The organism is Agrobacterium sp. 20P9.1.2, assembly GCF_057799395.1.
Map to the genome: position 1 here is coordinate 311,824 of NZ_JBYOKI010000003.1, position 21,421 is coordinate 333,244.

The 21,421-nt window shown below is 55.9% G+C and carries 20 protein-coding genes; 12 read left to right on the forward strand and 8 right to left on the reverse strand.

From position 1 onward, the window contains the following. Positions 1-33 precede the first annotated feature (33 nt). The 4 genes from AC27VJ_RS10830 to AC27VJ_RS10845 form a co-directional block, all read right to left on the reverse strand. Positions 34-1,911 carry an AAA family ATPase gene (locus AC27VJ_RS10830; protein WP_488684015.1) on the reverse strand — a complete coding sequence of 626 codons (1,878 nt, stop codon included), beginning with the start codon at positions 1,909-1,911 and terminating at the stop codon, positions 34-36. Between the two features lie 10 nt (positions 1,912-1,921). Continuing rightward, positions 1,922-2,539, reverse strand: a complete 618-nt coding sequence (locus AC27VJ_RS10835; RefSeq protein WP_488684016.1) for a hypothetical protein — start codon at positions 2,537-2,539, stop codon at positions 1,922-1,924. A 178-nt stretch (positions 2,540-2,717) separates the two neighbouring features. After that, positions 2,718-3,839: a 5-methylcytosine-specific restriction endonuclease system specificity protein McrC gene (gene mcrC, locus AC27VJ_RS10840; protein WP_488684017.1), complete on the reverse strand. Its 1,122-nt coding sequence runs from the start codon at positions 3,837-3,839 to the stop codon at positions 2,718-2,720. After that, a complete protein-coding gene (locus AC27VJ_RS10845; protein WP_488684018.1) occupies positions 3,839-6,043 on the reverse strand; it encodes an AAA family ATPase in 2,205 nt (734 codons plus the stop codon). The genes mcrC and AC27VJ_RS10845 overlap by 1 nt, the downstream gene beginning before the upstream one ends. Before the next feature lie 30 nt (positions 6,044-6,073). Here AC27VJ_RS10845 and AC27VJ_RS10850 point away from each other — a divergent pair, with 30 nt between their 5' ends. From AC27VJ_RS10850 to AC27VJ_RS10870, 5 genes are read left to right on the forward strand one after another with little or no spacing between them, the layout of a single operon-like run. Beyond that, positions 6,074-6,934 carry a thermonuclease family protein gene (locus AC27VJ_RS10850; protein WP_488684019.1) on the forward strand — a complete coding sequence of 287 codons (861 nt, stop codon included), beginning with the start codon at positions 6,074-6,076 and terminating at the stop codon, positions 6,932-6,934. Further along, positions 6,864-8,396, forward strand: coding sequence for a hypothetical protein (locus tag AC27VJ_RS10855; protein WP_488684020.1), 1,533 nt, complete (start codon positions 6,864-6,866; stop codon positions 8,394-8,396). Before AC27VJ_RS10850 ends, AC27VJ_RS10855 begins: the two co-directional genes overlap by 71 nt. After that, positions 8,383-9,201: a hypothetical protein gene (locus tag AC27VJ_RS10860; RefSeq protein ID WP_488684021.1), complete on the forward strand. Its 819-nt coding sequence runs from the start codon at positions 8,383-8,385 to the stop codon at positions 9,199-9,201. Before AC27VJ_RS10855 ends, AC27VJ_RS10860 begins: the two co-directional genes overlap by 14 nt. Next, complete coding sequence (locus AC27VJ_RS10865) at positions 9,198-10,532, forward strand: methyl-accepting chemotaxis protein (RefSeq protein ID WP_488684022.1); 1,335 nt, start codon at positions 9,198-9,200, stop codon at positions 10,530-10,532. The genes AC27VJ_RS10860 and AC27VJ_RS10865 overlap by 4 nt, the downstream gene beginning before the upstream one ends. Beyond that, positions 10,529-11,533, forward strand: coding sequence for an OmpA family protein (locus AC27VJ_RS10870; RefSeq protein ID WP_488684023.1), 1,005 nt, complete (start codon positions 10,529-10,531; stop codon positions 11,531-11,533). The genes AC27VJ_RS10865 and AC27VJ_RS10870 overlap by 4 nt, the downstream gene beginning before the upstream one ends. Positions 11,534-11,595: 62 nt before the next feature. On the opposite strand, the gene AC27VJ_RS10875 is transcribed toward AC27VJ_RS10870, so the two are convergent. Both AC27VJ_RS10875 and AC27VJ_RS10880 read right to left on the reverse strand, forming a co-directional pair. Continuing rightward, positions 11,596-12,012 (reverse strand): YdcA family protein, encoded by a 417-nt coding sequence (locus AC27VJ_RS10875; RefSeq protein WP_488684024.1) that lies wholly within the window; start codon positions 12,010-12,012, stop codon positions 11,596-11,598. After that, positions 11,946-13,157 (reverse strand): trypsin-like peptidase domain-containing protein, encoded by a 1,212-nt coding sequence (locus tag AC27VJ_RS10880; protein WP_488684025.1) that lies wholly within the window; start codon positions 13,155-13,157, stop codon positions 11,946-11,948. Before AC27VJ_RS10880 ends, AC27VJ_RS10875 begins: the two co-directional genes overlap by 67 nt. Positions 13,158-13,382: 225 nt before the next feature. Between AC27VJ_RS10880 and AC27VJ_RS10885 the strand changes: the two genes are divergently transcribed. Then, positions 13,383-15,281, forward strand: coding sequence for a DNA cytosine methyltransferase (locus tag AC27VJ_RS10885; RefSeq protein WP_488684026.1), 1,899 nt, complete (start codon positions 13,383-13,385; stop codon positions 15,279-15,281). Continuing rightward, positions 15,278-15,646 carry a hypothetical protein gene (locus AC27VJ_RS10890; RefSeq protein WP_488684027.1) on the forward strand — a complete coding sequence of 123 codons (369 nt, stop codon included), beginning with the start codon at positions 15,278-15,280 and terminating at the stop codon, positions 15,644-15,646. Before AC27VJ_RS10885 ends, AC27VJ_RS10890 begins: the two co-directional genes overlap by 4 nt. Here the strand turns inward: AC27VJ_RS10890 and AC27VJ_RS10895 are convergent. Further along, positions 15,615-15,929, reverse strand: a complete 315-nt coding sequence (locus AC27VJ_RS10895; RefSeq protein ID WP_488684028.1) for a hypothetical protein — start codon at positions 15,927-15,929, stop codon at positions 15,615-15,617. The genes AC27VJ_RS10890 and AC27VJ_RS10895 overlap by 32 nt on opposite strands. A 142-nt stretch (positions 15,930-16,071) precedes the next feature. Here AC27VJ_RS10895 and AC27VJ_RS10900 point away from each other — a divergent pair, with 142 nt between their 5' ends. The 5 genes from AC27VJ_RS10900 (at position 16,072) to AC27VJ_RS10920 (ending at position 19,240) form a co-directional block, all read left to right on the forward strand. Next, positions 16,072-16,551 (forward strand): hypothetical protein, encoded by a 480-nt coding sequence (locus AC27VJ_RS10900; RefSeq protein WP_488684029.1) that lies wholly within the window; start codon positions 16,072-16,074, stop codon positions 16,549-16,551. Between the two features lie 143 nt (positions 16,552-16,694). Continuing rightward, the gene (locus tag AC27VJ_RS10905; RefSeq protein ID WP_488684030.1) at positions 16,695-17,492 is read left to right on the forward strand and encodes a TIGR04255 family protein; all 798 of its coding nucleotides are present in this window, start codon (positions 16,695-16,697) and stop codon (positions 17,490-17,492) included. Continuing rightward, a complete protein-coding gene (locus tag AC27VJ_RS10910; protein WP_488684031.1) occupies positions 17,489-18,070 on the forward strand; it encodes a hypothetical protein in 582 nt (193 codons plus the stop codon). Before AC27VJ_RS10905 ends, AC27VJ_RS10910 begins: the two co-directional genes overlap by 4 nt. A gap of 35 nt (positions 18,071-18,105) precedes the next feature. Further along, positions 18,106-18,921: a hypothetical protein gene (locus tag AC27VJ_RS10915; protein ID WP_488684032.1), complete on the forward strand. Its 816-nt coding sequence runs from the start codon at positions 18,106-18,108 to the stop codon at positions 18,919-18,921. A 10-nt stretch (positions 18,922-18,931) separates the two neighbouring features. Next, a complete protein-coding gene (locus AC27VJ_RS10920; RefSeq protein WP_488684033.1) occupies positions 18,932-19,240 on the forward strand; it encodes a hypothetical protein in 309 nt (102 codons plus the stop codon). On the opposite strand, the gene AC27VJ_RS10925 is transcribed toward AC27VJ_RS10920, so the two are convergent. After that, the gene (locus tag AC27VJ_RS10925) at positions 19,224-21,035 is read right to left on the reverse strand and encodes a DUF7380 domain-containing protein (protein ID WP_488684034.1); all 1,812 of its coding nucleotides are present in this window, start codon (positions 21,033-21,035) and stop codon (positions 19,224-19,226) included. The genes AC27VJ_RS10920 and AC27VJ_RS10925 overlap by 17 nt on opposite strands. Between the last annotated feature and the right edge of the window lie 386 nt (positions 21,036-21,421).

Here is a 21,421-nt window from a genome sequence, read left to right on the forward strand (position 1 = left end):
AATGGTCGAGGCACATCACCCCGTTTCCATCTGTCACTGTGAAGTCTCACGAATAATGCGCCTGACTTCTTCCCCTTCAACGATGGCCTTCTCCACCAGGACGTCGGCTATCTTTTCGATGGCGTTTCGGAACCGCGTCACGATTTCCCGGCTGCGCTCCATCTCCCGACCAAGGACACGCTCGATGCGCGCGGCGACGTCACGATTGTTTCGTCGAAAGTGATCTCTCTGCTCGACGGATTTCAAATTGAAGTAGGCAAGGCCGTCCCCCATACCAAGCTGAAGTTCCATCCTGGTCGCAAAATCGCTTGCCTTGTGCAGGTCGCAGCCCTCGGCATCGCCCGCGCCATCGAACGCCGTACCGAGGATAACCTCCTCTGCCGCCCTGCCCCCAAGCAGCAAGGCGATGTGGTCAAGACAGCCTTGACGCTCCCTAAGTTGGGCCTCCTCCAACTCGAAATGTGCGAACCCCAAGGGTTGTCCGGCATGGGCCTCCCAAGGTACGGCGACAGTATTCAACAATCCGACGCCCAGTCGAACTCCGACAACCGCATGTCCCGCCTCGTGAATTGCGATCGTCCTTCGCTCGCCTCCGGTAATCTTTCTCGCTGGAGGTAAAGCCGACATCACATCTGCAAATGAAACGGCCCTTCCTCCCGCGCGGGCAAGCCGCTTTGCGTCTCGACCGACTGTCTGGAAATGCGCACCGGTCAACCCAACGGTCGCAGCAGCGATCGCGTCCACCTCTCGGTCTGACAACTGGGTGCCGAAATAACTGCGGGAAAGATGTTTTCGTGCGTCTGCATCCGGCAGCGAAATACGGATATGCCGGTCCAGCCGCCCCGGTCGCAGGAGCGCTGAATCGATGGCGTCCGGGGAATTTGTGGCTCCGATGACGACGACGCCTTCGAGTTTGTCGTGACCGTCGATCAACTCGAGCAGGAAGTTGATAACCTGTCTCCAGTAGGTTTCGTGTTCGGTTCCAGCAACTCGCTCTCTATCGCCGATCCCGTCAAACTCATCGACGAACAAAATGCTTGGATTCTGTGCCTTCGCCTCATCGAAACTTCTTCGCATCGCTTTCAATGTGTCGTCGAGGTGCCCGGCGGCCTGCCATCTCGCGACGGACGACGCGACCAGATGGGCACCGCACGACCGCGCGAGCGCACCGGCGAACATCGTCTTCCCGGTTCCAGGCGCTCCGCTCAAGAGCAGTCCCCGATCGACGTCCGCCCAGGCAAGCTTTCCATCTTTCCACGCCGCGATGTCTCTAGCCAGAGACAATCCCCACGTTTTCGCATCGCCATACCCTACAAGATTTTCGAGTCGCGGCGGCGCTTCCACGACAGGCCGCTGCTTATCTGTCTTAGCTGCGGCAAGTCGCGCTAGAACGTCCGAGGCAGGTCTCCCTGTCCGGAAGGCAGCAAAGACATCTGCAAGAGGATACTCCAGCATCTTCCGCGCATCCGCCATGTCGACATTCTGACCCGAGAACTCCTTCGCGGCGGCAGCCAGATGGAATGGTCTTACTGCACCGACGTCTACAACGCGGTCGGCCGCCAGGTCGATTTCTCTTGGGAACCCATGTTCCGAGGGCCAGATGATGAGGATAGAACGCCTGGATTTCAATTGGCCGCTGACCAGTTCACTATCAATACCGCCTTTGGTACTAAGTTTAGGGGAAAAGATTTCAAAGCTAGCGAGGCTGTCGGCGGTGGTCGTCAGAATGGTTGCTGCAGCGACGTATTCGTCGAGTACGGATCGAGGAGGGATCCGTAGGACGATCACAATCTGCCGACCCATCTCATTTTTTTTAAAGGCGCCGCCCAAGCGTGCCGCCGACTTGAGTGTAAGCGCATAAGCCAAGCGCTCGAGCGTCACCGTGCGGCGACGCTTACGGAAGTTTTCCATTCCAAACTCCCTAGCGCTGAAAGCGACGGATGACCGTCTCGGGGTTGATCATCTCTTCGTCGAGCTCGAGCGAAATCAATTGATGGAGAGCCATCCAAGCGATGCCTGTCATCGGCTTCACTTCAGTGAAAATATGCAGGCATTCTGCGACAGTAAGCGAGCCGACCTCGTCAAGCGCGGACAGCATTCTGATCCTGTCGTTCAGAGGCGTCCTGGAGTGGGCATACCGGAGGAGATCACGGGCGTTGGCAAGCCGAAAACCCGCCTCGATCTCTTTTCGCGGGATGCCCCGATACTGGTAACCGGCAAGGGCAGCGCCTTCCTTGGTCGCAGGATTTTCCTCGTCCTCGACAGCGTCGAGGAGAAAGGGTTTGCCGTGCTCGTATTTCACAAGAAAGTCCGGAACATGAGAACCGAGCTCAGTTTCGAACTCCAACGGCAAGCAAAGCCAAGCGACGACAGTCGGATCGACGTCGAGAATGCAGCCTAAATCTCGCGCTGCCCGCGACCGAAACATCGGGTCGCCAGAACACCGGACTGTGCCTTTTGGATAGAAAAGTTTGGAAGAAGCTTCATCAAAAGCGGCACACAAGGCCGCTGACGTATCAAAATGCGGATGGCTCATCATGAACACCCTCGACTAGATAAACGTTGCCTGCGCCGCTTCGGAGCGGCCTGCCCGTTCAACCTATTCGAGATATGTTCAGCATCTTGATCATGCAGAACAAAATACGAACAAAAATGATTATGTCAAGATTGAAACTAGCTTGTGATAGATTGTTGATCTGCGCGCCCAAGCTGCGCGCTTAGGCCGGAACCAGAATAATTTCTCGGAGGCGCTCTCGAAGAACCGACGCTTCTGCGGCTAGGTCTACCGTTACGAAGCGGATCCGATGGCCTTGTATGGTGATCGCTTCGTCTAAAGTCTGGTCAATTGCGGGATGCAGCAAAATACCTTCTGCCTCGTTTGCCAGTGTGTCGTCGTAACCTGCCTGTGATCGAATGTAGGAGTAGATCTGATAGATGTGAGCGCTCTTAAGCCCTTGTCCATCGTATCTGCGAGGCTTGATTATCCCAGTGAACTTCGTGTCCATAATGATACGACGTGAGGCGTTTTTCTCAAGTACGACATCCAAGTGCATTGTCGGAAGGATCGCACGCAGACCATCGGTCGCGTCAGCACCGTGCCAGTCAATTACGGACTGCTTCCCCACTTTCCACCCGTCACGACCGTGAAATTCTAAGAAGTAGAAGCCAGCAACCGCTTTCTCGAAAATCTGCCTGAGCAGGATTTCATCATGATCGAGCCGACTTATTTTATCGTCTCCTGCGTTTTCGGACGGCAGTTTCATGTCTAAGATCAGCTCGGCGGTCCGGACGACAACTTCGTCATGCTCGTCGTTGCGCCCGAAACGCTCGCGCGACATCTCGAACCTGGACGGACGAATCGGCGTTACGCCGACGTCAACTAATATCTGAGCAAGGCCTAGACACTGGCACGCCAGATCGCGTGACTTAACCTTCTTGCCGGCGGCAAGCAGCGCCGCGACGATCAGTCGGTTTCGCGGCGTGTCGTGCGTTAGGTCCTCATAGCGGCAGGCAATCTTACCCTTGCTCAGTAACTGACCTGATTCGGTTCTAAGCCAGTCTATTCGCCCTTTCACACGACTGAGCGAAGCCGTCCGCAGCTCGTAGCCGCGGGACAGGCCTCGTCTGAGTCTGCGTTCCACCGCAAGTATAAGCACGCGACCTAGAACGTCCGGCAAATCAGCCTCCTCATCTACCTGGGTACTCATAGGGTCGAGGAAGCGCGCTAGCCCCGAAGCATAAGAAAGCAGCACCCATAGATTGCGGATTGGGATGCCGACATGGCTTTTCCAAGGCTCTCCCGCGTAGTGTGTCGACGTCGTCACCTCTAGATCGGTCATCAGATCGCCATTAACCGGGCCGTCTGTGTCTTGGCCTTTTCCTCATCGTCGAACCAGTATTCCATAATGAGAGGCGCGACCTCTGTGGCGACGGTTTCTTGGTACCACGCCTCCCATGCGCCAGCCCCTCCGCTAGGCGGGTAAGCTGGCGTGAAGAAGCTATGTCCAACCTTGAACTGTCGTCCAAGTGCACGATCGCCTTCGATGACTGAGTTCAGGGAATTCATCCTATCAGCGATGCGGGAGACAAGCTGTTCGGGTGCTCCTTGCGCAATGACCCAGCTTCGCCAGACCTCGTTGAATTGTGGAGAGAGCGACAAGAACGAAAAGCGGCGCCTAAGCGCTAGATCTACGAGCGCCAGCGACCGGTCAGCGACATTCATCGTCCCGATTATGTAGAGGTTTGGCGGAACGTACCTCCGCTCATTAATTGTCCGGGGATAGGCTAGTCTCAAAGCTTCGAATTCGCTTCTCTTGCCGTCTTCTATGAGGGTTAGCATCTCGCCGAAGATTTGCGCTGGATTACCCCGATTGATTTCTTCAATCACTAGCACGAAGGGCGTTTTCGGGTCCGACATCGCGGCATCTATGGCCTCCAAAAAGACACCATCCACTAGCTGCAGACCCTTGGTTCCGTCTGGACGCCAACCCCGCACGAAATCCTCGTAAGAGAGCGTGGGCTGAAACTGGACAGCAATAAGCTTTTCAGGATCTCTCGCACCGATCAACGCATAGCCTAACCGCTTAGCAAGCCAGGTTTTGCCTGTGCCCGGAGGACCCTGTAGAATAAGGTTCCTTTTTCTACGCAATAAATCGAGTGTCGCAGCGATGTCTTTAGAGGGCAGGAAGCATCCATCCGCTACGATCGCATCGACGTCGTAAGACTGAACGATAGCACTTTCGGATCTCTGAATGTCTTCGTCGGAATCGGCGACCTCAGAAAAGCTCTCCTCGCCCGCGTGGAACGACCAGTCGCTCTCGAACCCTTCTGGCAGAGCTGCGGCATAGTCCTCGCCATCTTCTGTAAGGACAAATTCGCCCGATGACTGAACTTCGATTAAGCCTACCACCCGCGCCCACTTCGAGATGTATGATCCCGGTTGAGTCGACCTCCAGGTCGGCACCAGCGATTGCAGACGTCTCGCTGCTTCACTAGGAGTAATGACACCGGGCTCCCTCTGAACCATCAAAAGAAGGTGGCCCATTCCAAAGACCCGTCCGATAAGCGGCCCCCTAAGTACGGTTGCCGGATCCTCGGCTAGGAGCTCAAGCCCCCTTTCGGTTGGGCGATAAATGTCTCCGCTGTCTACACGCAGTAGTCCGAGGCCTCCCATTGCCTGAGACAAAATGTTGCCTGCGGAAGCGACATTGAGCTGCGTCGCCTCGCTAAGTATAACAGTGACGAGATCCTCCCGAGCGATGCCGTGTTCGGACTCACGAACCATAGCTAAAAGAAGCTCGAGGTTTCCCTTCACATATGTGAGGCTTCGGCGCTGTGCGTTAGCTGGCAGGATCGAGAAAGCTGGGATGTCCGAGGATTCGCGCTCGGAAGTGTGGGGCGCTATAGCGCCCTCGTCTGGTTTGCCGAAAAACTTCTGCCAGAGGAACCAGGCAAAGATCGCTTGGTCGACCTTCTCGTTGAGCGACTCGGGTTTACCTAAGGCATCACGAAATGCTGCACGCACCGGTGGGTGCTGCGCTATGAAGTCTCCACCAATGCGAGGCGCACCAACGCTTCGTTGAATTCTCCATATTCGATGGCTGTCGGCGATGCTCGTCATGTCGTCAGGGAACATCGCTGCCAGCAAGCGCGTAAGCCGTGCCCTAGGACGGCGTGCCGAATGCTTTCGTAGAACGACCTCCATGACCTGGTCGTACAAAGCTTGCACAAACGCGCCTCTTTCTTCGACACGGATTTCTTCCAAGTTCACCCTAGCTTCAAAAAGTATCCTGGCAAGCTCTCCGTCGCTGTAGGCACCACGAACCGTGACAGACTTACCGGAGCCAATTTTTGCCACGGCGTCGCTGTCCCACAGCCTCTCCTGAAACTCTGGAGTACGCCATTCCTCCCAATCAGCCTCCTGCACGCTTCGGACATGCTCTATGTAATTCTTGCGCCAAGCCTTGGCCCAATCCTCTTCTCGGTAAGTCGCGAAATCCGCGTCATATAGTCTACGAAGCTCAGTCCTATCCCAGTCAGCCATTATTCGATCCTCACACCGTATTGCGTCAGCATGGATAGGTTGAGTCCTACGCAATGCGCAAGTAGCGCAAGAACCCATTCCCCGGCATCTAGAAGTGTTTTCAATTTGAAGTTAAGCAACGGAGATCTGAATAGCACTGGACGAACACCATTTTGTTGGGGGCAAGTCACTCCTTCAGATTGCTACTACATCAAAAGTTGTAGTAGCAATCTTTGTATCTCGGAGTGCCTGTCTTTGAAATATCTGGTTGTGATACTGTTGGTGGCCCTGCTACCTGCCAGCGCGTGCGCCTCTAACGTCACAGTCGTTGACGGAGACACGCTAGACGTCGACGGCGTGCGATATCGTCTGTATGGGATTGACGCTCCTGAGGCTAGTCAAACGTGCCTTGATCGAATGGCATCACGCTGGGACTGCGGCCAAGCAGCGATCACTATGATCAAGAAGCTTACCTCCACTGGATCCGTCACTTGCGACGCTAGAGGTAAAGACGCCTACGGTAGGACGCTTGCAGTCTGCACCGCGGGCGGGGCGGAAATCAATTCGGAAATGGTTCGACGCGGGATGGCTTGGGCTTTTCGACGATACTCCCTCGACTACGCGCGGGTTGAGGATGTAGCGGCCGCTGGTCGTGTCGGGGTTTGGCAAGCGGAAACGCAAACTCCGTGGGATTATCGTGCCGAGCGGTGGCGCGCAACAGACTCTTCGGCGCCTGATCCTGCTTGTCCAATCAAAGGAAACGTGAACCGGAAGCAGGAAAAGATATACCACGTTCCTTGGTCGAAGGATTACAGCAAGACCAGGGTCAACGAGAGCAAAGGTGAGCGGTGGTTCTGCTCCGAAAATGAAGCGATCGCGGCAGGATGGCGCGCCCCAAGCTGGGGTAATTAAAGAAGAAGATTACATGGCACCAAAATTTGATTCACTGAACAAGCTCTTCGAAAGCCTTCGCGATTCAAGTCATGACTTTCGCGTGACGACAAATCCGTTCCCTCCGATCGACGCCGAAAAGCTATCCAAAACTCTGGAACTTTCGGAGAAGGCGGAGCGCAACGGCCGGCAGAATGTTCCACCCACCGACACAAGGGAGTTGGACGACGTTGAGCGGTCAGTCGTTGAACGAGTTGAGAGCCAAAGGGACGACGCCTATCAAGTTGTGGAAGATCAGCTTTCAACTTACGCCACGCGTCTTAGGAACTTGGATTTCGACGGCCACTTCGGGCAGATCCAACTGGCAAATCATGCAAGTGTGGCAGATTTCAAAGTTGAGGTTGCTGGAGGACGGGACGAACTTCACGGTCTACGCAAGGACCTAAGAGAGCGTGACGTCGAACTCGCGGAATTTCGCGAAAAGAACGGTCTTCAGAAGCGGGTGGCCAGGACCAAGAGCGGCGTTGCAACGACGGCCAAATGGCTTGTTATCGCTACCCTCCTGATTGTGGAGACATGGGTCAATGGGACATTCCTCGCCGTTGGCAGCAACCAAGGATTCCTTGGCGGAACTATGTACGCCCTCGCCTTCGCTTTCGCGAACGTGATCCTGACAGTCCTACTCGGCCTCTACGTCGTGCCTCGCATCGTGCACCGATCTTTCCTCTGGAAAATGGTGGGATTGGCTGGGATAGCTGCATGGCTTGTCGTCGCTGTGTCGGTCAATTTAGTGATGGCCCATTATCGAGAAGTCTCCGCAACCATGGTCGACGCCATAGGGCCCGAAGTGATGCGGCGTCTGAATGAAGCGCCGCTTGCGATGAGCGACATCGACTCGTGGATTCTCTTCGTCACGGGCATGATTTTCTCGTTGATAGCTTTGATAGACTCCCTACTGATCTCAGATCCCTATCCCGGTTATGCCGGCACCCACGAGCGGTATGTCGCTGCCCGCCAAGCGTATGTAGATCGCAAAAGGGACCTGATCGACGAGCTAACCGACATCCGCAACGATCATAACGAGAAGGTGGAGTGGATCGTCCGCGAACTATCCACGCGGAGGAAGGAGTCCGCCTCTATCCTCGATGCACGCGCACGGATGGTCGGCCTTTTCGCGGAGCATCAGGATCATCTAGAACTGGTGGCACAGAAGCTCCTTGCGTACTACAGAGAGGCTAACAGACAGGCGCGAACAACAGCCCAACCCGTGCATTTCAAGTCGCAATACACGATGATGAGGCGGGATATTAGTTTAAGCACCGAGAACGACTGGAGCGACAAAGATCTCGCCGAACGTATCCAAGAAGCCCAGGATCAGCTCAAAGCACAGATGAAACAGATAAGCGTCGAATTCGAAGCCGCCGTCACGGCCTATCACCAACTAGACAATCTGTTCCCGGAGACGTCCAATGGCCCGGCTTAGACGTAGAAGGCGCAAAAGCTCCTCGTCAGTCTGGGCTTGGATTGCGATCGTCGTACTTGTGCTTTTCATCGGTGCCGCTGCTTCGTCCATGGTCTATTTGAAGCTCCGCGCCGGAAACGAGGCGGAGCTCGGTGAAAATCTCTGCCCAGCAGATGGACCAAAATCGGTCACCGCGTTCTTGCTGGATGCTACCGACCCAGTCTCCGAAGTGACAAAGGCTGACCTGCAGAACCAGTTTCAGAAGATCGTCGGGCAAGTTCCCAAAGGCGGCCTTATAGAGGTCTTTGCTTTGACGGAAAAGGAAGGGGCTCTGACAAAGACGTTCAGCGGATGCAACCCTGGTGACGAGGCGTCGGCCGATCCCTGGACTTCGAATCCGAAGAAGATCCGCGAGCGTTGGAAGGCAGCCTTCGGTGACCCCCTAAACCGTGTCATACCGAATTCCAACACCGGTTCGACATCAAGCCAGTCACCAATCATGGCAGGCATCCAACGGATCGTCATCGAAGGATTTTCCAAGCCGGATCTGGATGGTCTGCCCAAACAGCTATACGTCGCATCTGACATGCTTGAGCACACGCCGACGTACTCAATGTACAGAAGCGGCGTCGGCTACGAAGCGTTTTCGAAGACTGCTGCCCGCGATCTCTATAGGACCCCTTTGGCGGGAATCGAGGTCAAGATCCTGGCCTTCCAGCGTCCCGGAGCGCCTTCATCGGACGATGTTGCCGAGTTCTGGGTCTCGTGGATCAGGTCTAACCAAGGCGAACTGCTCGGATACGAGAGATTGGCAGGCATGAAATGAGCTCCGTCTCCACTAGGGATGCTATCCGTCACAACGGTCCCATTACGGTTTTTGTCGGTTTGACGCTCATCGGAGCGTCGACAATCTGGTTTGGAAAGCTCTACGATCTGAATATCGTCTGGGTCACCGTGATACCAGTGTTGCTCATGCTGGCGTACTTCGCACTAAACATGTTGCCGGGCCTCAGACTGCTGAACGAGCAGGCCGGTGATAATCTCTACTATATGGGATTCATCTTCACGCTCACCAGCCTCGGCATCTCCCTGTTCAAGTTCACAGGACAGGCGTCGATCGAAGACGTCGTCAGGAACTTCGGCGTTGCGATCGTATCCACCATCGCAGGTATCGCGCTACGAATATTCTTCAATCAGATGCGCCGCGATCCCGTAGACATAGAAAGAGCTGTCCGGCACGAACTTGCAGAGATGACCCGCAGGGTTAGGAGCGAACTCGACTCTTCGGCGATGGAGTTCTCGACTTATCGCCGTACCAGCAACCAGATGCTGTCAGAGGGATTCGAAGAGATCGCCAAGCAGGCCGCGCTAAACGGTGAGGCCGTTAGGTCGTCAATTGAAGCGATGTCGCTGAAGGCAACGACGACGATCGATGAGACGGCAACGCGCTTGGTGGCGACGCTTGAGCAAACTCAATCAAATCTCTCTGAAATCGCTGAGAAAAACAGCAAGACAACCACCGACCTCTCATCACGTCTAGAGAAGTCGATGGGAGTGGTCGAAGACAAGCTAGTTGCGCTTGCGGCGACGCTGGAAGGTCTCGAGAAGAGATACAGCGCAGCTAAATCTCCCGATGAAGTCATCAGGATCGAGGTGTCTCCGACGGTTTCCGAGCTTAAAGAGCTTGTTTCGACGTCAACCGTAGCAATCGCTCAGAATGCCCGAACCACGCAAGAAACTGCGAAGAAAATTGTGACCGCCCTGTCGGCTTTCAAAAGCACCGCAGCTTCTCTCGACAAGCTCTCAAAAGAACTCGCGTCTTCCAGCGCGGCCGACGAGAAAGCTTCTCAGGCTCTCGGTGACCTTCTCAGCACTATCGAAAATGTTGCACCCTCTCTGAAGGTCGCAGCTTCAAACTCCATAGCCAACGGTGAGAAGATCGAAAAGCTGACCAAGTCGATCGGAAGCATCCTCATCTCGCCGCCTTCCCAAGGTGCGGCGGCGTCCGTTAGTCCGCAGCCGGTCGAAGCGCGCACAAAGGCCGACAATATCGTGGAGACGGCCCACTTTACCCCTGAAGGTTCCAAACCGGCTGCGGCAGTTGATGAAACCGCAGAAGATGGCTCCAAGCCGGCACGCAGTTGGTGGCGTCGATGAGTGAGAGCGCCTCCAGAATTGAAGCCAAGGGCTACAACCGCGGCCTTATTCTCGGCTTCACGATGGCGGAGTCGCTCCTACTTGTAATTTTCTGCCTCCTGCTCGTTGCTGCCGCGGTCATAGCGGCCGAGCGACAAAAGGCTGCTGATGCAATTGCTGCGCAGGAGAAACAGGCAGAACAAGTGCTTAAGTCAGGTTCTGAACGGGAAGAAGTCCTGCGCCTGCAGCGGGAACTAGAAGCTGCCACGAGACAGATTGGACTTTCGGCAACGACCAAGCGACCTGAAGACTGGCGGGAGCTTGTAGTGGCGAAGGATACGCTGCAGGTGATTGAGACGAGCTTGTCGGCGAAGGGTCGCGAGGAGCTCGAGGAGAAGATTTCGCAGCTCCAGAGAGAAGGTGCTGCGGCTCAAGTTGCCCGTCTGAAGGCAGCGGAACTCGAACAGTCGGTCAGGGAACTCACTGCCAAAAACGAAACTTTGGAAAAACAGCTAGCTCTGTCAACTGAGGGCTCCAGACCGCATGAATGGCCTCCGATAATTAGCCTGAGCGAAGCCAACGGAAACTACTTCCGTTCAGGGAGTGCAGAGCTCACCAGGGCGTTTGGTGAGAAGCTTAACGGTTCGATTTCATCTCAGATCGCCGACAATCTTGAGAGCTATGGGGCGGATATCGTCGAGGTTATCGGCCATACTGATGAACAGCCTGTGTCGAGGCCTACGTCCAACATGGACTTGTCGTCGATCAACGCCTTGAACGCATCAGCGCCGATCACCTCGCTCGAGCCTGCAGATAACGCGGGCCTCGGCTTAGCAAGAGCGATTGCAGTCGCCAACGTCTTGAGAGCGAATCCCGCCTTGAAAGGCGTCACGGTGCTACCTCTTTCCGGGGCCCAGCTTATTCTTCCTGGAGATGTTCTGACAAACGGCGTAGCTGGAAATTTGGAAACTAGACGAAGGATCGAGATTCGAATTCGTCGCCGGGATGCTGGGTTAAATTAATGTCAGCAGACGGTCCCTTGATAGCGTGTCCACCGCTCAGAAAGCCATGGTAACCGTCCCATCTATTTCTTTAAATAGCTCTTCCCACCGCTATCGGTGGTGCAGTATCGCCCACCCCGCGGCCCGGTGCAGTACGATCCTGACCGACACGAACACTCACCGTCTTTGGCCCGCGACATATTCTCGTCGGTGCCGCCGAGCAGCCCAAGCGCGCCGCCCATGTATGCCGAACACGAACGTTTGCTGCCACTAACGGAGCCGTCGTTGCAGATGAAGGTTTCCCCACGACAGCCGGCGATGCCGCCTTTGCTTCCACTACATGGCGTGTTTGCGGAGTGTGACGTCGCTGCACCCAGCCCAACGAAAATGAGGATCGCGACAGCGGAGACGCGACTCACAGATGAAAGAGTGCTCACTTTAGGCCGAGCTCCACTCCATTGGCTGCACGCGGCTTGCCAATGCTGCTCTTCAGCCAGCATTCAGACTTCTTGGCCACGTAGGAGAAAGCCTTGCATTGGTTCTCGCTTATGCAGGTGGTGAAGCATTCGAGATAGTTGCTCTTACGGATTCGCTTGTAGTCGCCACCGGGTAAGTCGACGCCGGAATAGCTTGTGAAATCGGAGACGATCACTCCAGCAGCCATCGTCGGTGCATATGCGGCAACCGCATCCGAGTTGCGGATCAGCGCAACGACGTTGTTCTTCAGGAAGCATGCGCGGTGCTTCGTGTTGTAGGTGATCGCCCTGCACTGATCATCGGCCATGCACGTAGCGTTACATCCGCTGTATGAAACGTCCTTCAGCATCCGGTAATCGAAGCCGATCGCATCATACCCCCTCGCATTGACCAACTCCGTTAAAACATGTGCGGGGGTCGGCAGGCTAGCTGGCGCTTTCTGCACCTCCACAGACGCCTTTACCTCAGCCTTCCCGTAGCAGAGTATCTGGAACACCGAAGTCGTGATCTTTTCGGACAGGTCGGCAGTCGCCATGGGCTGCGCGTCACGAGCGCGCTCTCCATTGCTGGCGGTCAGCGACTGCGACTGCATGAAAAGATCGGCCACTGATGCTCGAATGGCAAAATTGATGTTCTGCGCAGTTATGCCAATCTCATCCGCAGTCTTTTTTGAAAAAGTCGCGGTGGTGATACCCAGTAAGAAACCGTCGCGGTCGACCACGGGGCCACCGGAGTTGCCTGGCTGGATCGGAGTGGATATCTGGATATAACGGGTATCGTTACGAAGGCCAGCGAGAGCGTTGACGTTACCTGTGGTGATCTTGACGCTGTCGGACAGAATGTCAGCGAGAGGATAGCCGATCGCGACTATGTCTTCCCCTAGGCGAACGGGCGCCTTTGTGAAGACAATAGGCGTCAAGCTGTCACCCGAAGGAAGTCGGATGAGCGCCAGATCATTCACTTCATCGACCCTGGGGTCGGCCGCGACGCCCTTGCCTTTGACTTCCAAACGTTCGCAACCGTGAACGACATGAGCGTTCGTCATGAGCCAACCGTCAGCCGTCACCGCGAACCCGGTACCAGACGATACCGGATCGTCTGCCCACGAATTTGACGCAACTCCGCAAGCGAGAATGAATGCGTAGAGCGCTCCCAACCAATTTGCCATTGTAAACTCCCCAACCTCGGCGACACTAGATTGTAGATTAGTAGGTCGGCAATGAAAAAGTCTTGTCCGGCGTAGGGTCGAGATTAGTTTCAGCAGTTCAGGGCGCTCGTTTTTTCGAGGGCGGAAGCATTCCTTAAACCTCCACAGTCGCTCGCATTTTAGCGATCCGGTTACCGGTGCTGAAAGGTCCGATGTCGTAGTGACGTCCCGAACAGGGACACACCATTGGCAGACATCAATCCAAATGCGCAGGCGCTCTCACTGGCGGTCAAGCGGATAAACGACCTGCAGCGGCAAATGACCGATCGTGTCTTGGCGATGGCGTTTGAGATAGAGAAGCTGACGGAAATCGTGCCTGCCGGAGAGGCGAAAGCGTTCCTCAAGGCTCGATGCAATCTGCCAGTCACCGAGCTATCGGCCTACATGGGGTTCGCGAAGACCCTGAAGGGCTCGGAGGATGTCCTTCGCAAGGCGCGGGCGTCGTTCCCGGTGGTCAAAGCTCTGGTCGCTGTCGACCAGGATGCCCGTCAGGAAATTCTCGAGAGGATGGAGATCGGCGCACGGATCGATACGAGCGATGTCGCGCTGATAAGGAAGCGATTAGCCGAAGCCAAGTTGACGCCCGCTGAAGCGTTGACTGCGGCGAACAAGAAGGCCGTTGCGGCGGCTGTACGCCGACAGGCGAAGACGGCTGCTTCCTCCTTCGAGGGAAAAGTCGCTTCATTGGTGGAAGAACTGAGGAAGCACTTTCGAACTGACGTCGAGAAGTCTCCCGTCGGAGAGCGAGAGCTCCGCCAACAGGCCGGGGTCCTCCACGTCGAATGTAATCTGCTCTTTGGCGATGACACGACTGCCGTCATTTCAAGAAAACCCGCGACGCCTGCACACCGCATCGCGATAGCCCGAAAAGTGCTTGAAGACTTCGCCTCCGGTCGGCTCGCTGAAATTGGGCCAGCCGAGACGAGCGCCCTGTCGTCGCTATCGGGCCAGAGCCGAATGGCAATACACGGGCTGACTCGCAAACCGTTAGCCACAGTCCCTCCGCGACACTATCGTCCGCGGGTCATCGAACTGTGTGCAGGTGCCGGCGGGCTCGCGCTAGGCTTGGAACGCGCAGGCTTCGAGCACGTGGTGCTGATCGAAAAGAACAGAAACGCTACGGCTACTCTGCGCGCGAACAGGCCACACTGGAACGTCGTGGAGGCTGACGTCCGAAAGGTGGACTTCACCCAATACCGCGACCGCGGGATAGATCTACTGACCGGAGGCCTTCCTTGCACTCCCTTCAGCACGGTGGGCCAGAAGAAGGGGCAGTACGACAAGAACGACCTGATGAGAGAAGGCGTTCGCGCCGTCCGGGAGATGGCACCAAAGGGATTCATGTTTGAAACCGTTGAAGGCTTTCTCCACTCGCGCCACGCAGACTACGTTTCCTTCCTTCTGCGCGAGTTTTCGAAGGCCGGATATTCGACGGAGATCCACCGCATCAATGCGAGAGATTACGGCGTCGCTCAGAACAGGTCCCGCATCATGTTAGTGGGGCTGCGCAATGATCTGGCGGGCGTCTTCCGGATGCCGAAGAAGTTTCCGGCGCTCGCGACGAACGTGGGCGTCGTCCTCGCCGACTTGCTTCCTGAGAACGGCTGGTCGGGCTCGCAAGCGTGGCTCCAGTCGATGAAGGATCGCGACTACCGGGCGGACACCATTCGGGGATACCAGGGCAGCGCCCGCGACGGCGAGGCAATCCGGGCCGACCGTCGGCAGGTTCGCTACGCTCCTCCGGCGAAGGCGGCGCCGACGGACGAGGAAGCGTCGAAGGAAGGGTTTGTGCCCGGCCTGACGAACCGCATGCGGGCCAGGTTGCAGGGCTTCCCGAACGACTGGAAGTTCGTCGGCGGCCTCCGGCCTGTAGCCGACCAGATCGGAAACGCGGTCGTCCCGGCGGTGGCGCAGGTGATGGGACTAGCGATGCTGTCGGCGCTGAAGGGGTGGGAGATCGATTGGGAGGCGAACATGGGATCGCGGACTGAACTCTTGCTTCGGAAATCTCTAACGCCTCCACCAATCGACTGCGTTTGGGACGGACTACATTTAGCAACGCTGGAAGGGGTAAGCTTGCGATGAATGACAGCCAAAAAAATCGCGAAGAAGATGACGATGAGGATGGTGGCGGTGCTGGGAACGGGTCTGGTATCGGAATGATGCCACCTTTCCGAGGTTATGGCTCCGCGGAACAATTCAGTGAGGATGACGACGAAGAGGTCACCGAGGAGGATCTGGAACCCACAGCCCCAAGGGGAGATGACTTCCCTCTTTCAGATCGTGACCTTGTCGGCGAAGAAGTGCTGCCGAATGACATGGTGGTCGGCAGATACGATGGCTTTTGGTATCTTTTCGATACCGATGGCAGCAGATACGGCCCGTTTCGAACTCAAGAGAAGGCGCTGATCGTTGCTTTCAACATTCGCGCGTGGGGGCCGTCACCCTGAGTGACTTCCAGCTTCTTCTGATAGCGAGCAATTCGTCTAAGGCGGCCTTCTGCTCGCAATTCGCATCCCCGTAATCGACGGCATGAAAAGCATCGATCATATTTGCGACGACCGCGTCTCCGTGCTTCTTAGGAAACTGAAGATAGTACCGGAGCGTGCGAATGTGCAGCGAGATCTGCTTCTCACGATCCCAGTCGACGCGCGTTCGCTCATGCCTGATTCCGTCGATATAGTACTCCTCGATGGGGTAGAGTGGATCTCCGAGCTTGATAGGGGTGAGCATGAACCTCTCCAATTTGCTGAAATGGGTTGCGACATCGTCCATTCAGAATCGAGAGCTTGAACTGCCGGCGCAAGTTTCTGCCGTTGCATCCTTTTAAATGGCGGAATATTGCTGTCTTCACACCACCTATACAGAGATACGAATGTTCATCCGGGCATTTATCGTTGCTTTCTCATTGCTCTCAGCGGCGGCAATCGCGGCTGACTACCGTCCCTACGCGAACGGTCGCTTCGGCTATTCGATCGACCTTCCATCGGGGTTCAAGACAGTCCTCAGTCCGGAGAACGGCGGCGGCATCGGTCTGGAGAGCGCGGACGGCCATGCGAAGCTATCAGTTTGGGGCAACTACCTGACCGAGGGCGGATTCCCCAAAGAGAGCGACCTCCGCAAGAAGGTCGAGATCGATGAAGGCTGGAAGTTCACCTACGAGAAGCGGGGAGCATCGTGGGCAAGCCTGTCCGGGGTGAAGGGCGACCGCATCATCTATATGCGCCAAATCGCGGTGTGTGACGACGCCATGGGAAATTTCACGCTCGAGTACCCGGCTGCGCAGCAGAAATGGTACGGGCCGGTCGTCGAGCGGCTGGTGAAGACGTTGAAGGCGCCGAAGCACTGTGAGTAGAAGGATTTTCGAGGCCCTCCGCAGACGTGCCTGTTTCCGTACATTAACTTTATTTCTCACGAGCACCTATCGGCCACTGGTCGAGTGCCTTGCATGTGTTTAGTTTTGTGTATAGTGCAGAGCAAGGTTAAGGGAGAACGACGATGACTCAGGCGAAAAACGCTCCAGTCAAATATGTCATCGGGGTCGTTCGCTTCCCGGCGGTAGCCGATCTCGACAGGTTCGCAGGCGCGATCCAAAGGGCGCTCGGCGACGAGTATCCACTGGGAAACCAGCAGACGGTCAGCGAAGTCGGCATTCAAATCGAAGCAGGTGGAGTGAAGGTTCAACAGACCGACACGCCCGTGTGGCAGCTCCTCAACAAGGACAAAACCTGGGGCGTCATCGTCAACCGCGGACTGGTCGGCATTCATACGATCGCCTACGTGGATCATAAGCACTTCATCGAGAAGGTCATGAAACTCGTAGATGCCGTCCGCAGCATGGAAGACAAGCCAGTGAGGTTTATCGAGGCCGTCGCAATGCGATACGTGGACGTGGTCGCGCCTCTGGAAGGCGAAGATCTGCTCGACTATATCGATGCTGGCGTCTTGCCGTCGTCTGTTGGTATCGATGGTCTCGAAGTGACCGAAGGCCTGCACGTGCTTGCGATGAAGAGCGAAGTAGGGAAGATGCGCCTACAGGTGCTTCGCAACCCGAACACCGTTCTTCCTCCCGATCTGCATTCGCCACTTCTGATCGAGAGCGGCTGGAGTTTGGAACGGCCGCCACGAGAGTTCGTTACCATCGACACGGATCACGCTACGGTCTTCGCGACAGCAGTGGAAATCGAAAAAGTGAATTTTGAGGACGACATGTTCAGGCTGAGACAACCAATTAGTGATATCTTCATGAAGATTTCTACGGAACATGCACTCAGAGTCTGGGGATTGAAGCAATGAATACCAACATCGCTATGCGCGGACTGGTAATGTTCGCAGGCGTGGCGTCGTCCTGCTCTGCATTCGCAGGCGTTTACCAGGTCGCTCCAGGCATCAGCCACACCAGCCCGTGGCAGATCGCCCCGGAGAAAACCTCGGCCGAAATGCATGTCAGCCTCGAGGAAATGGTCGCCGAGCTGAAAGCGAAGGGTTGCCCGATCACGACGATCGCCGAGATCGCGGGCGTCGAGCGCAAGACGGTCTATACTTGGCTCGATGGCAGCTCCACTCCACAGGCCGACCGCGAGATGCGCGTCGCCAGCGTCTACCAGATGCTGAGCCAAGCGGTCGGTGGCGAATTCGGCGTGCTGCATCGCGTCTGGCGTTCTAAGACGCAAGACGGAACGAGCCTCGAATCCATCTTTTCGTCCGCCCAGGTCGATCTTGGAGGCGTACGCGACCAACTTGCTTACCTGCAAACTTCGATCGTGAATCTCCGAGCCGCCGACGAACGTCGAAAAACCAAGCCCGGCAAGGGGATGGGAGAGGAAAACGGGTACGTTGCAGAATCCGCGATTGCAGATTTCAATTGGGTCTGATCTCATCGGTCTGACAGGATTCACACAGGCCGCAGATGTCCGCTTTCAAGGATGAGGCCGACAAGCTGCTTGCGGCTGGTTGGCGACAGTGTTCGACGTTCTCCCCCAACGCCGTGGTCGGCCACGACCGCGGCCTCGCTGGAGATTGCGTTCTGGTCGTAATGACGCAGTCCTGCTCGGTGGTCGGGCCAAACCTCGAGCGCGACCCTCACATAGAGGTCGCCGTGGCGACGCCGGTCAATGGCAAGTTCAGTGCGAAGTCGTCCGAAGCCACCGGCAGGAACGGCCGGAAGTTCTGCGTCTGCCTGAAGAAAGGCGCCGACGACGCGCCGTACATGATCGACATAAACAGCCGCTTCACCTTCCCCCGCGAACTCCTCCTCCAGATGTCGCCGGACGGCCCCCGCTGCAGCGACAAGGATGTCGTCCGGATCGGCAACTGGGTAGCACGCTACTACAACCGGACGGCCCTCCCCAACCTGCTGGTGATCCAGCTCAGCGCGGCGAATATGCAGGATTTGGTGACGGCAGTGCTCAAGGACCCCTTCGCCGCAGCGCCTCTGCACGAGGAGGTTCATTCGGTCTACGGTGCCTGGGAGCCGGACGACGAGACCGGCCCTTACAGGTTCGAGATCGTGTTCATCGTCCGCAGCATCAACGCAATGGACGAACTGCGCGTCAGGCTGTCGAAGAGCCTAGGCATCAACGAGCACGAACTCCTGTGGAAGATCGAGGGCGTCGAACTTCAGTTCGAAGTCTTCGTCTACGACCAAGTTACTCTCGCTGATCTCGACGACAGGCTGCGGATCTCGGAATGGGATCTGCTGAGCGGGCTGATGGAACAGGCGTGAGGCGACGGCAATGAGCTTCTTTCAAAATCTCTCATACAAGCTAAGCCGCAATCAGGCGGCAGCCTTGAACATACTTGCGATCGGCTTTATCGGCCTTTCCATCGTATGGCTCGTGCTTGAATTGATGGGGGTGAAATTCCCCATGGAACCGGTCGTGGTTGTCTTCGGCGGACTCGCCACCCTGTTTGCGAGCTATTGGCCCTGGACCTCCTTCAGGCACGCGTCGTTGGCGCCGAATAGGCCTCGGACCACCAAAATTGCATCAGAGCCAATATTCCATGCCAAAACACACAGCCTGATTATTACCGCGTGTCGATAACGGAAGCATCAGGTCTGCCCCGCGCCTCTGTTTTGCGTGTGCAATGCACCGCAATGTCCCGATAGGCTCCCATCACGAGCAAGCTGTGGATCACGGTCTCGCAGTTGTAGAAGGTTGCGATCTCTCTTCCAGCCAAGCCATGGGCGATAGTGTTGCGAAGGTTCATCCCCCGAGCGTCGGCAAAGATCGATCGTATCCAGAAATGGATGTCCTCACCAATTTCGCCCTTTATCCTGTCCATGGCCAGGAAGTCGCCAAGGTTCTTGGAAACCTCCCATCCAGCGCGACCAGGCCTCGTCTTGGTCACCGGCTCACCAATTCGTCGCGCGAGATTGCGAAACGAATCCTCCATTTGCGGGACCAGGACAAAGAGGCATTTCACATAGTCGCCTTCCAACCAGGCTCTGATACCCGCAATCAACAGCGGCATATCTGAGAACAGGTTTGACCGCTGTATGAAAGCCGCCATCTCTTCAGACGACAAACAATGTTTTTCAACGACAGCCTCAAGCGCCTTGCATAGAAACAGCCGGTTGAATTGACGCAGGAAGTCCGCGTGTCTGAAAAGAGGTCCGTCGGTATCCTCTTCCCCGCCGACCTGTGCTGCAACGTGATCATCGGCAATCATGGACATCGTCATTCGCGCCATCAAAGGCGAGATCTTCGCTGCCTCATCGGCATGAAATCGAACCTCTGACTTTGGTTCAATGAAATAGGCTGCGACATTGTAGAGTGATTGCTCCCAATCGTCATCGCAAAGATAGGCTATAAGCTCGTCAACGTCGTCCTTCTTCACTTCGATAGGTGTCGTGAAAGACTGCATTTCTGCCCCAGACGCGCGTATCGCCTGCTCTCGCATCACATGAAGGCGCTTTTGTCGTTCGGTATCGTTGGCCCGGCGGGCATAGTCCATGGCTGTCTGTAGCCAACCCATGGCTTGTAAAGCCGATCCCTCACTTGCGAGCTTCTCGTAAGCCTCGCTGACAGCAATCGCAATTTCTGAAACACGCTGGAAGTTTTCTTTCGTCGAATGGTAGGTAATCAGAAAATTGGCGACCCGACTTGCTCCAAAGGGGTCCCAAGTCTCAGCGCCAAGGAATCGTCCGAACAATGTTTCCAGGCTTGAGATCATTCCTTCTTGTTCACCGACAGTCAGTCCGGATCTCCGGTTCAACGTCAAGGTTTCGTAAAGCGTGAGCCACAAGCCATCGTTTGAAACTTCTTGGTGGAACCGCTCAATCATAAGGCCCTTGGCCGTAGCAGTCCTGCCGTCATCTCGTATTGAGCACGACAACTGAAGAGCGCGCTCCAAGGCTTCAATGTCATCATGATCGTCGGAATTTCGGCTTTGCGTCACACCGTCGAAATAACTGTCAATCGCGAGCCTAGCAAACTTGGCATCTGCCAGCCGATCAGCCGCTTTACGGCTTAAATCCCAAATCAAGTCTGCATAACGAGCTCGCAAGACAGGGTTAGTGAGTGTCTTCGCGCGGACCTCCCAATGATCCACAATGTCAACGGACAGGTCTCTTGGATCGGGAAAGTAGTAGACCTTTCCCTGCCTATCTTGGCTCGAGCCCATAGGTCCGAAGTACGTACGCCACGGCTGATGATCTGACTGCATAGTTTGGAGGGTAAACGCAACGAGGTCTGCCCATCCTCCCCTACTCGCAGTCTTCTCCGCGAGTTTGATGCGGGCGCTCGACAGAGCAGACTGCACATCGTGGGTGGAGATTGGCTCGATCCTTTTGTCGAAATCCGAGATAACCGCCGCGATTGTTTCAGGTACGAGCATCAACACCTCCACCGTCTCCTTAGACTCAGTCCTTTCAGCGCAACGCTCTATGCATCTCGCCGTGAAGCCAACGCGTTTTCCCTTTCCGCGCTCACGTCATACGCCTTCTAATTGATTTCCACATTGATTGCACGTGGGGTCGATGCGGCCATCGAGCGCGAGAATGGTACTTTGATGACAGCTCGGGACATCCGCATGTCGTAGCCTAATGCTCTCACGCGTTAACGGTGAGACGCATGCCGCTTCAAAACAGTATGTGCGCGGCGCTCTGCCCATCCCAATTTGGAAACAAGGTGGATGGAGCGTCGTCTTAGAGGATCTTGAGCAAGCGGCTTCTCTGTCCATCGCCTTCCAGGGTCACTGCAACAAAGTCGTTAAATTGTTGG